Annotated in this window: 10 protein-coding genes and 1 pseudogene; 6 read left to right on the top strand and 5 right to left on the bottom strand. The window is 38.9% G+C overall.

Annotation, left to right across the window (positions count from 1 at the left end; all coding sequences use genetic code 11):
- Both AN490_RS14280 and recJ read left to right on the top strand, forming a co-directional pair.
- Positions 1 to 161 (top strand): annotated as a pseudogene (locus tag AN490_RS14280) (RNA-guided endonuclease TnpB family protein); the annotation flags it as partial.
- A gap of 71 nt (positions 162 to 232) precedes the next feature.
- A complete protein-coding gene (recJ, locus tag AN490_RS14275; protein ID WP_300004461.1) occupies positions 233 to 2,278 on the top strand; it encodes a single-stranded-DNA-specific exonuclease RecJ in 2,046 nt (681 codons plus the stop codon).
- 112 nt (positions 2,279 to 2,390) lie between these two features.
- Here recJ and AN490_RS14270 read toward each other — a convergent pair whose 3' ends face one another.
- A complete protein-coding gene (locus AN490_RS14270; protein ID WP_028084264.1) occupies positions 2,391 to 2,510 on the bottom strand; it encodes a photosystem II reaction center protein Ycf12 in 120 nt (39 codons plus the stop codon).
- A 166-nt stretch (positions 2,511 to 2,676) separates the two neighbouring features.
- On the opposite strand from AN490_RS14270, the gene AN490_RS14265 reads away from it, so the two are divergent.
- A complete protein-coding gene (locus tag AN490_RS14265) occupies positions 2,677 to 3,027 on the top strand; it encodes a YkgJ family cysteine cluster protein (protein WP_213712391.1) in 351 nt (116 codons plus the stop codon).
- 30 nt (positions 3,028 to 3,057) lie between these two features.
- On the opposite strand, the gene AN490_RS14260 is transcribed toward AN490_RS14265, so the two are convergent.
- Positions 3,058 to 5,025, bottom strand: a complete 1,968-nt coding sequence (locus tag AN490_RS14260) for an RNA-binding domain-containing protein (RefSeq protein WP_300004454.1) — start codon at positions 5,023 to 5,025, stop codon at positions 3,058 to 3,060.
- A 263-nt stretch (positions 5,026 to 5,288) separates the two neighbouring features.
- Between AN490_RS14260 and AN490_RS14255 the strand changes: the two genes are divergently transcribed.
- Entirely contained in the window at positions 5,289 to 5,666 is a 378-nt protein-coding gene (locus AN490_RS14255) for a TMEM165/GDT1 family protein (RefSeq protein ID WP_300004452.1), read from the top strand.
- 29 nt (positions 5,667 to 5,695) lie between these two features.
- Complete coding sequence (locus tag AN490_RS14250; protein ID WP_148761115.1) at positions 5,696 to 5,977, top strand: TMEM165/GDT1 family protein; 282 nt, start codon at positions 5,696 to 5,698, stop codon at positions 5,975 to 5,977.
- A gap of 42 nt (positions 5,978 to 6,019) precedes the next feature.
- Here the strand turns inward: AN490_RS14250 and AN490_RS14245 are convergent, their stop codons facing one another.
- Positions 6,020 to 7,126 (bottom strand): fatty acid desaturase, encoded by a 1,107-nt coding sequence (locus AN490_RS14245; RefSeq protein ID WP_168696181.1) that lies wholly within the window; start codon positions 7,124 to 7,126, stop codon positions 6,020 to 6,022.
- Positions 7,127 to 7,369: 243 nt separating this feature from the next.
- A complete protein-coding gene (locus AN490_RS14240; RefSeq protein WP_015083438.1) occupies positions 7,370 to 7,855 on the bottom strand; it encodes a hypothetical protein in 486 nt (161 codons plus the stop codon).
- A 249-nt stretch (positions 7,856 to 8,104) separates the two neighbouring features.
- Between AN490_RS14240 and mutS the strand changes: the two genes are divergently transcribed.
- Complete coding sequence (gene mutS / locus AN490_RS14235; RefSeq protein ID WP_300004448.1) at positions 8,105 to 10,705, top strand: DNA mismatch repair protein MutS; 2,601 nt, start codon at positions 8,105 to 8,107, stop codon at positions 10,703 to 10,705.
- Positions 10,706 to 10,834: 129 nt separating this feature from the next.
- Here mutS and AN490_RS14230 read toward each other — a convergent pair.
- Positions 10,835 to 11,070 (bottom strand): hypothetical protein (locus tag AN490_RS14230; protein ID WP_300004446.1); only part of this gene is annotated, 236 nt, incomplete at its 5' end.

The following is an 11,070-nucleotide window of genomic DNA, read 5'->3' as shown; positions in this document are numbered from 1 at the left end:
AGGGGTTAGGAACTAGCCTCTTAGACGTGGATGATTCTAGCTCTACTTCAAATACCAGCAAACGCAAGAATGCTGGAAGTATGAAGCAACTGGGTCGTGCGAAGCGTCAAAAATCTCAACTTACTGATGGGGATGTAGAAACCCCATCTTCAACGAAGTAAGATGGGGTAGTTCATTGATCACAAATTCCAGTTATTTGTGTATCTCTATTAAATAGACTTTTAACTCTTCTATGACCAATGACAAATCTTCCAAACGCTTACCCGATCAACGTTGGCAAATTGCAGCAAAAAATCCAGAAGCTAGTTTAATATTAGCGAATTTAACAAATATCTCCCCAATTATCAGCCAATTATTAATTAATCGGGGCATGGAAACCCCAGAAGATGCCAAGATATTTTTAGATCCCGAATCTCTGATTTTACCTTCTCCTCTCGAAGAATTCCCTGATTTAGCTGCGAGTGTGGAATTATTGGAATTAGCGATCGCCAATAAAGAGAAGATAGCTATCTGTGGAGACTATGATGCTGATGGTATGACCAGTACTGCAGTACTGCTGAGAAGTCTTAGGGCTTTGGGCGCTGATGTTGATTATGCTATTCCTAGTCGAATGCACGATGGTTATGGGATTAATAACCGGATTGTCGAAGAGTTTCATGATGAAGGGGTGAAACTAATTCTGACGGTGGATAATGGAATTTCTGCGGTTGAACCAATTACTAGAGCCAGAGAACTGGGTTTAAAAGTTATTATAACAGATCATCATGATGTTCCCCAAATATTACCTCCAGCTAACGCGATTCTCAACCCGAAACTAATAGCTGAATCTTCTCCCTATCGGGGTGTAGCTGGTGTGGGTGTGGCTTACATTTTAGCCGTTTGTTTAGCCCAACAATTAGGAGAAATCAAAGGTTTAGTGCAGCCACTGTTAGCTTTATTTACCTTGGGAACTATTGCCGATTTAGCCCCTTTAACCGGTGTGAATCGTCGCTGGGTAAAACGGGGTTTAAAGTTATTACCAAAATCTAATTTACCAGGGATACAAGCATTAATTCAAATTGCCGGAGTTCAAGCCAGCGAAGGAGAAAAAAATCAAACTTCTAAATCTTTAAAACCCGAAGATATTGGTTTTCGATTGGGACCACGAATTAATGCTATCGGCAGAATTGGTGATCCACAAATTGTGATTGATTTGCTCACAACTGATGATTTTGGTATTGCACTAGCCAAAGCTATCCAATGTGAACAAACTAATACTCAACGGCAACAAATGTGCGAGGAAATTGAAAAAGAAGCCATTGCCATTGTTGAAGATTTATATGTAAACTCTTTACAAAAAGACCGCGTATTAGTTGTTATCAAAGATAATTGGCATCATGGTGTTATTGGGATTGTTGCTTCTCGCTTACTAGAACGTTATGGTGTTCCTGTATTTATTGGAACTTGCGAAAATGAAACCATAATTCGGGGTTCAGCGCGGGGAATTCCTGAATTTCATGTATTTGCAGCTTTAGATGTTTGTCGGGATTTATTAGGTAAATTTGGGGGACACAAAGCTGCGGGAGGATTTTCTTTAGTAGCGGAGAATTTACCAGCTTTTCGATTACGGTTGTCTGAATTTGCAAATCAGTGTTTGGAACTTCAACACCTGAAACCGCTGTTGAAAATAGATACTCAAGTGAATATTCACGAAATTAACCAGGATATTTTTCAGCAGTTAAATATTCTTCACCCCTGCGGTATTGATAACTCAGATCCAATTTTTTGGACTGCTAATGTCCAAGTGATTGAACAGAAAATAGTTGGGAAAGGTCACATTAAATTAACTGTATCCCAAACTATAGACAATCAGCGTCAAGAAATTAAAGGCATAGCATGGCGTTGGGGTGATTATTTTCCCTTACCATCAAGATTGGATATTGCTTACAAACTGCGTGAAAATAACTTTAATGGCAAAACTACCATTGAAATGGAGTTAGTAGGTGCAAAACTCCCAAATCACGTTGTTGAACTTTTCACTAATTCACCAAATCTATCACGGGCTAGTTTTGAATATAAACAGCGTCAATATACCTGCGGAATCTATGAAAATGGTATAAGTAGAGAATTAAGAGTTAAAAATTCTGAAGGTAAAGTTTTAGTCATGCGACCAGAAGATAAATTTGGTTTGTTGGGTTTCAACCGCGAAAATGCTGAACAGGTAAATTTATCTCAACCCATATATGAGGGAATTGTGCAAAATGCAATTCAAGCTTTGTCCGCCTCTGTGCAGAATTAAAGATTAAAAACTCTCTTAAATGGGTAATTTAAGATTTTATTATCTCCAACGGGTAATTGGTGATTAGACAAAGCATTACCAATTACCAATTACCAATTACCAATTACCCAATTTACAGGTTGCCGTTGCGAAATGCTAGAACGAAGATTACTATGGGTCCTGAAATCACAATTAGTCCCACGCAAGTTAACTGTAAGACGACTTCCCAATTGATGTTAGCTAAAATGTCCATTTTTTCCTCCCAATGATTTTAATGGTTTAAAAAGATTTAATAATTCAATGACAAAACCCGCAACTTATCATATCTGTTTAGGGGATCTAAAATTTAATTTACTTCACAAAATTATAAGAAAAGTCATAAAAAAGTAGAATAGCAGGAATACTAGAAGGTTAAAAATATGGCTACTTGGCAATGTATAGCTCAGTGTGGGGCTTGTTGTAACCTGACACCAGCGGATCGTCCAGATATAGAAGAGTATCTTTCACCACCTGATTTAGAGCTTTATCTCAGTATGGTCGGTGAGGGAGGATGGTGCGTAAATTATGATCATGGTACGCGAGAATGTAAAATCTATTCTACCCGTCCTTGGTTCTGTCGTGTGGAAGCAGAGACTTTTGAGGAGATGTATGGGATTGAAGCGGAAGATGTGAACGATTTCGCGATTGATTGCTGTCATCAGCAAATTGAGGGGGTTTATGGCGATCGCAGTTTGGAACTTATCCGCTTTGATCAAGCTGTTGGCTTTTGACTATCTCAGAATAGATACAAGTAACCATCATCATCCATCTTTTTTACGGCTGCGAGATTCATAAGATTCTCGAAAACGAGGTTCATCAGGTAATAGTTCCATCGCTTTGCTATAGGCTTGAAGAATCTCAGTTTCAGATGCCCGTAATGAATTTAATGTTTTTGCCAAATCAAACCAACACCAAGCATTTCTGACTTTATCATCAGATAATTGAATTGCACGACGAAGTAATTCTACAGCCTCACGATTTAATCGTCTTTTTGTGTGTATATCTCTATTAATTTTAGAGAGATTAATTTTAGTTTGAGCATATTCCTGAAGAGATTTAGGATCATCCTTGATAAATTCATAATTATCAGCAAAAATTCTATGAGCTTCTTGAAAACGTTTAGCACGTTTATATAAAATTGCCAACTCTACTGTATCACTAACTTGTATGGGTAGAGGTGCTTGTTGTAAAATTGCTGAAGCTTCATTAAATTTTCCTTGATCTAAAAGAATTTTTGCCATTGCAGTATAAGGCAAATGGCGATCCATTATATTTAAGTCAAATTCAATATCTCTAAATAATTTCTCTGCGGCAATAAAATCTCCTGATGATGTTTTATATTCAATAATCTGAGCGATTAATGCTCCTGATTTTGGCACTCGACTCAGGGATGATTCTAAATTTAATATAGCTCTTTGTCGTTCACCTACAGCCCATAAATGAGAACTTTCTCTCAGTGCATGAATAACTATATACTGTGGATGTGCTGGTAATGTTACGCGGAAGTAAGTTCGTGTTTCATCAAAATCAAAGCTGGGATCTGGAGAACCGTTTTCTGTCATCTTCCGACGAATTTTCGGAATACCTGTGCCTCTAGCTTCTGCTAAATGTAAATCCTTTAAAAACTCTCCAATTCTCCGATTTCGATAGGGAACAGGAGGAATCCTTAATCCTAGTTGAAACTGTCTCATTTCAATACCTTGCACTGGTCCAGGATAGCTAATAATCTCCAAACGATCAGGGTAAAGATAAACCTTTACTGGTTCTTGAACACCGTCATAACTGCGATGGTAAACTGCATTCACTAAGGCTTCTTTCATAGCTTCATAAGGAAAAGCCACAGTTCTATGAGCAGTTGGCTGATTTGCAACTTTACGAACCATCGTTGTACTAAAGTTATTCAAATAATCCAAAGCTTGACGAAGTTGATGATGTAATGGTCCGCGAAATATTTTTTCTTCTATTAAATTGCCTCCTGCATCATCACCAAATTGCACAATTTCAATTCTTGCACCGGGGAAATATTGCTCTGGATCATCAACAAAGAATAATAAAGCGACATTTTTTGGCACTTCATGACTATTAATTGGTGTAGTAATTCGCATATTTCGATATAAATCTAATTCAGGAATTACATTACCTGGTGCAACTAATTCACTCTTTATATCTGATAGAAAATTTCTAACCAGGGTGGGAGAAATGACATCAATAGATACAGCGGAATTACGACGAGCATCAAATGGAACTTTTGCTGTCATTTGCATTAATTGAGTTAATATATCACCTCTAGCTTCAACAGTTTCACTTCCTTGTCGAACATAGTAAGCCCTTTCACCACCACTCAACGTTTTTGGAGCTTGATATGGACGAACATCTCCCCCAGACACCCAAATTACTAATATTTGCTTATCTTGATATATTTCAGGAAAAATGGCTGGCTGATACTCTGGATCAATTCGCTTGCAGTTACCACGAATCCATTTCTGAATTTCGTCTAAATTTTGTCCATCTAGTCCATGAGGAGGAAGAATAGGCAGACCATTTTTATCTTCGATGCCAATAATTATATACCCACCATTTAAATTAAAAAAATCATTGGCAAAACCACAAATACTATGCAGTACACTTTCTGAAATTGGTGTTGACCAAGTTTTCTTAAATTCTATCTTCACGGACTCAACCGAACGAGCGTGGATTAAATCGTCAAGATTAATAGGTAATGTGTTCATACTTATTCTAACTTTAGATACTAGGACAACTAAGTCTGGTCATACCAGATCACATTCTACAACTTAATATTTTTCTCTACCTGATTCATTAGCGATCTGCTTACAATCAGCACTTCGCTACTGCCCTGGGTGTAAGTAATTAAATTGTATTGTGCTTATACTTATTTGTATATGTTATATTAACAAATCCAGTTGCAATTTATGACAACAATATGAGAAAATGAAAAGAATATGAAAACAACTTAGAGACAAGATTAGCGCCTGTGAAACTTGATACTGCACCTGTCAGCATTTCCCACGGATCGGAAACTGAAAGCCAATTACATCAACCTATAGTTAAGGATCATCCCCAACCGAAAGAATCTGTATTTATGGTCTTTGGGACAACCTTTATCACCATTTTTCTCGCGGAAATTGGGGATAAAACCCAACTTTCTACCCTGTTAATGAGTGCAGAATCTCATGCCCCTTGGGTGGTTTTCCTGGGTTCAGCAGTAGCATTAATTACTACTAGCTTACTGGGAGTATTGTTAGGTGGTTGGATATCCACAAAACTTAGTCCTAAAACCGTTGAGAAATCAGCCGGGGTGATGTTACTACTGATTTCCGTCATGTTGGTATGGGATGTAATTCAGGGTTAATACTTGTAAATATTGTGAACTAGGGAATTATGAACTGGCATCTTTTAGGACTAAGCTTTGTAACGGTGTTTTTATCAGAATTGGGTGATAAAAGTCAGTTAGCAGCGATCGCTCTTTCTGGACAAGGACAATCTCGAAAAGCTATATTTTTTGGTACAGCGGGCGCTTTAGTATTAACAAGTCTCCTGGGCGCATTGGCTGGTGGTGCAGTGTCCCAATTTTTACCTACACGGATTTTAAAAGCGATCGCTGCTGTGGGATTTGCCATTCTTGCTATCCGTCTCTTATTACCCAACAGTGAAGAGGAATAAGAGACAGTTAGCAAATAAATGATCGGAAATTAAGCAGATCCGCTACTGTAACATAAAGTTACTACCGTAAGCGGTTGATTGATGAAATGAAGCGATAGATACAAGACGATCCTCCGATGCGTCCCACAAAATAAATTGGAAGCAATCAGGAATATCCGCTATTTTTAGCTTTTTTACATGGGTCAGTAAATGAATATTTTGATTATGGCAAGCTTCCAGATTGTAATTAGGTATTCTTTCAGAAAGATGGTGGATATTGTGGTAGCCTATGTCTGCCCCAAACCATTTAAGAACTCTGGGTAATTCTAAGTAACTACTGCCTTGTAATGCTCCTAGAGTATAATCCCAACCTTCCGTTTTATGGGCATAAGAGCCATCAAAATTGTGCTGTACAAAGAAGATGCAGATAAAAATTGCTGCTGAAAAGGTGAGAGTGATTGAGTAAACCCCAAAGAAGAATCCAAATCCTAGTAAATAACCCAAATAAATCCAACTACTAACTACGCAAATATTGTTGAAAAGGATATCAAAAAACTCTCCTGTTGTGTACCAATTTCTGGATTTATAAGAGTAAATAATTTCCTTGATATCCATAGTCGGTTCTTTCTGTATGCAAGTCAGCAAATGACCTATAAAACCATACAAACCAGCGATTAGTGCCAGTCTGGGCTTAATTGCTAGATAGAAAAAACCGCCGGGAAGCAGCATTAATGGATGCCTAAGTAATTCATACCGCTTTTGGGCAAAAGGACTAAGTTTACTAAACTGCTCTGTGGAGATTAATGAAGCTGGTCCTCGATACTTTTCCCAATCACCATTTGTTTTATGATGATAAGCATGACCTCTTGACCAAGGATATTGAGGGATGGCATTCATCACTCCCAAAATAAATCCTACCACTCTATTTACCCGTTTTGATCTAAAGAGTGAATAATGTCCACAATCGTGCATTAAAGAAAAACAACGCAGTGAAAATAGTATGATCAAAATCATGATTGGTGGCAGCAACCAAAAGGAAAATTCTGCTGCTTTTGCTGCTAAAATCCATAACAAAATATAGGGAACAACTGTATTAAGGACTTGATAAGTTGCGCGTAAGTCGTTGCTCTTCATGTAGGGAGCTAAGACAAAATCTGATTTTTTAATCATTATGATTAGTTTGACCACTATCTTTACTAACAGTCCGGTGATGTTGGCTGGGAATTACTTTGTCATCAGCTCACCAAAAATTTAGGTTTTTGGCGATTCATTAACCCAGATTCTGCACGCTATTTTATACTATATCTAGTATGACAAATATTGGGTTAATGTTTAGCTAGATAGCAATCTTCAAAATCCCGGACAATGCCAGTGTTTATGCTTGATAGTGTGATATTTTTGACTTTTTAAAGATTAAGCTTCGCGCCAGTACAAATTTAACAGAATACCACCTGCTACTAGCTTTAATGCTTCTAATAGAAAATAACCGCTGTGTAATAAGTTCATTTGTGGTGGAACTAGATTACTAGTAAGTAAGCTGAAATTAGCACCTAGAGCGCACATTTGGGGAGTTAAGAAATAAGTATCTAGTAATGCTACTGTTAACAGAATTCCAGATAAAGCAATACTACCTAAAGGCCAATTAGATTTAGTCTTGCTAATAGCCAGTACAGCAGTTAAAACCACAGTAGCAGACAATAATTCTAGGCGATTAAAATTCCAAAAAACCAGATAACCTGCTGTAGAAAAATTAGCCTCATTCATCATACCAGCAAAGTAAAGACTAGGCATAATTACCCAATCTAAAACCAGACTAGCACTGAGCCAGAAGCCCAGAGTTAACATAATCGCTGTTTGCCAAGTTGACCGTTTAAATTCCAGACTAGAAAGAGTGTTCATAAAAATAATTGCTTTGTTGTCTTCTTAGAGTCTAACTAAAACAGTGATTTTGGCAACAAATATCAATTAATTGTTACAAACAAGAAACTCTAACCCAGATTTGCACCAAAAGGAAAAAATCATTCCAATACCAAGGGCAATTTATATAAAAATAAATAAACCTAAAGCGATCGCTCCCAATCCCCCACATCACGTTATGATCAGAAGGAATCACAATAATCTTGCGCCAATAAATTCTCAGCATCTACCATGACGACTTCCACACCAGAACCCAATCAACCCAACAAATCACTTACTGATACAAATCTGGTAGAAGACCGCAGCAAGCTGAGTAAGATGTATCAGCATTATGTAGAAGTCAAGGATAAGTATCCTCATGCGTTGCTGCTGTACAGAGTAGGCGATTTTTTTGAAACTTTTTTCCAAGACGCTGTAACCGTCTCCAGAGAATTAGAATTAGTCTTAACCAGTAAACACGGTGGGGAAGTCGGTCGTGTTGCTATGACAGGTGTACCTCATCACGCTTGGGAACGCTACACAACCCAACTGGTAGAAAAAGGTTATGCTGTAGTAATTTGCGACCAAGTAGAAGATTCGGCGGATGCCATTGGTCTGGTAAAGCGAGAAGTAACACGCATTCTTACACCAGGGACTTTGCTAGAAGAGGGAATGCTCAAAGCCAGTCGGAATAATTACATAGCGGCTGTGGTAATTGCTGTCAATCATTGGGGGTTAGCCTACGCAGATATCTCAACAGGGGAATTTCTCACATCTCAAGGTAGTGATTTAGAACACTTAACTCAAGAGTTAATGCGTTTACAACCTTCCGAAGTCCTGTTTCCCACTAACGCCCCCGATTTAGGTAGTTTACTGCGTCCAGGGGAAACTTCACCCTCTTTGCCCCAATGTCTACCACCTACATTTTGTTATAGTTTGCGATCGCAAGTCCCCTTTTACCAAGCAGAAGCTAGAAGTAAATTATTGCAGAAATTCAAAGTGCGATCGCTCGAAGGTTTGGGTTGCGAACATTTACCCCTGGCAGTTCGCGCCGCTGGTGGTCTTTTAGAATACATCGAAGACACACAAAAAGCCAATCCCGTCTCCCTGCAATTATTACGCACATATACATTAAATGATTATTTAATAGTTGATCATCAAACCCGCCGTAACCTAGAAATTACCCAAACCGTCCGCGACGGCACATTTCACGGTTCTCTATTATGGGCTTTAGATCGAACTAGCACCGCCATGGGCAGCCGGGCTTTAAGAAGATGGTTGTTACAACCGCTACTGGAGATTAAAGGGATTAAATCCCGCCAAGATACCATTCAAGAATTAGTAGAAAATACACCTTTACGCCAAGATCTACGCCATTTACTCAAGCAAATTTATGATTTAGAACGTTTAACAGTCAGAGCCGCTTCTGGTAGAGCAAATGCACGGGATTTAGTCGCCTTAGCTGATTCTTTCTCCCGTTTACCAGAATTATCTCGCTTAGTAGAAGATGCGAGATCACCTTTCTTAAAAGCTTTGCAAAAAGTCCCGCCCATCCTCGAAGAATTAGCAGAAAAGTTACACGCTCATATCGTAGAATCACCACCCATCCATTTAAAAGAAGGTGGTTTAATTCGGGCGGGAATCAATCCGCTTTTAGATGAAAGAAAGGCTACAGTAGAAAGTGATCAACAATGGATTGCCAACTTAGAAGTTGACGAAAGAACAAGAACGGGAATCCCCACTTTGAAGGTAGGATTTAATAAAACTTTTGGTTATTATATCAGTATTTCCCGCAGTAAATCTGACCAAGTTCCCGATAATTACATTCGTAAGCAAACTCTGACAAATGAGGAACGTTACATTACTCCTGATTTGAAGGAACGAGAAGCCCGAATTCTCACAGCGCGAGATGATTTAAATCAGTTGGAATATGAGATTTTTGACGCATTACGGGATGAAGTGGGTTCTCATGCCGAAATCATCCGTAATATTGCCCGTGCCGTAGCTGCGTCAGATGTATTATGTGGTTTGGCGGAATTAGCCGTACATCAAGGTTATTGTCGTCCAGAAATGCTTACAGGACGCGAGATTAACGTGATTGATGGTCGTCACCCGGTGGTGGAACAGTCTTTACCTGCTGGATTTTTTGTCCCTAATTCGACTTGCTTAGGGGGGAAGGAAATGAACCACGAAGGAGCGAAGGAAGCGAAGGAAGAGGAAAAGAAGAATTTATCTTCCCCTGATTTAGTGATTTTAACCGGTCCAAATGCGAGTGGTAAGAGTTGTTATTTGCGTCAAGTTGGTTTAATTCAGTTAATGGCGCAGGTGGGTAGTTTTGTGCCGGCGCGGTCTGCTAAATTGGGAGTGTGCGATCGCATTTTTACCCGTGTTGGGGCTGTAGATGATTTAGCCACAGGTCAATCTACATTTATGGTGGAAATGAATGAAACTGCCAATATTCTCAATCACGCAACTGCGAAATCTTTAGTTTTATTAGATGAAATTGGTCGCGGGACAGCAACTTTTGATGGTCTTTCAATTGCTTGGGCTGTAGCAGAATATTTAGCAGTTGAGATTAAATCTCGCACGATTTTTGCTACTCATTATCATGAGTTAAATGAATTAGCTACTATTATTTCAAATGTGGCAAATTATCAAGTTACAGTTAAAGAATTACCAGACCAAATTATCTTTTTACATCAAGTTCAACCCGGTGGTGCTGATAAATCCTATGGAATAGAAGCAGGAAGGTTAGCAGGTTTACCCACAGTGGTAATTCAACGGGCAAAACAGGTGATGGGACAAATCGAAAAACACAGTAAAATAGCCATGGGTTTGCGCGAGAATTTATAAAAATTGGCTGCTGTGATTATGTCCGCATTAAAGGCAGCATAAACCATTAGACTTGTCCAAATAAAGAATGTAGGGACAATACCTTGACGGGAAGCAAGGTACATGAATTGTCCCTACAAAGGTTGCAGGTTACTTATTTAAAGCAACCATTTTACGCCTTTGCCGTTGCCGATAAAAACCCATTAAGCCTAAAATTGGTAATACTGTTAATGGGGCTACAGGCGAAGATTCAAAGGGTACCGGAGTTGCATTTAAACTACCAGTAAGGCCGCTATCATAAGACCTCGCGGTAAGTGGGAAACGAGCGTGGCTTGGCTCCCAACAGAGGGAAGCGACACGAGGGATTTTAATCCCTGTGGTATGCT

This window comes from Anabaena sp. AL09, assembly GCF_001672255.1.
GTDB classification, from domain to species: Bacteria; Cyanobacteriota; Cyanobacteriia; order Cyanobacteriales; family Nostocaceae; genus Dolichospermum; species Dolichospermum lemmermannii.
The sequence above is the reverse complement of the archived record's forward strand: the minus strand, read 5'-3'. Positions and strand labels throughout refer to the sequence as shown.

Excerpts from the sequence above, each read along its gene's own strand:
- AN490_RS14250 (WP_148761115.1), top strand. The coding sequence starts at position 5,696 with ATGAACTGGCATCTTTTAGGACTAAGCTTTGTAACGGTGTTTTTATCA.
- AN490_RS14240 (WP_015083438.1), bottom strand. The coding sequence starts at position 7,855 with ATGAACACTCTTTCTAGTCTGGAATTTAAACGGTCAACTTGGCAAACA.
- AN490_RS14265 (WP_213712391.1), top strand. The coding sequence starts at position 2,677 with ATGGCTACTTGGCAATGTATAGCTCAGTGTGGGGCTTGTTGTAACCTG.
- AN490_RS14245 (WP_168696181.1), bottom strand. The coding sequence starts at position 7,126 with ATGATTAAAAAATCAGATTTTGTCTTAGCTCCCTACATGAAGAGCAAC.
- AN490_RS14260 (WP_300004454.1), bottom strand. The coding sequence starts at position 5,025 with ATGAACACATTACCTATTAATCTTGACGATTTAATCCACGCTCGTTCG.
- mutS (WP_300004448.1), top strand. The coding sequence starts at position 8,105 with ATGACGACTTCCACACCAGAACCCAATCAACCCAACAAATCACTTACT.
- recJ (WP_300004461.1), top strand. The coding sequence starts at position 233 with ATGACCAATGACAAATCTTCCAAACGCTTACCCGATCAACGTTGGCAA.
- AN490_RS14270 (WP_028084264.1), bottom strand. The coding sequence starts at position 2,510 with ATGGACATTTTAGCTAACATCAATTGGGAAGTCGTCTTACAGTTAACT.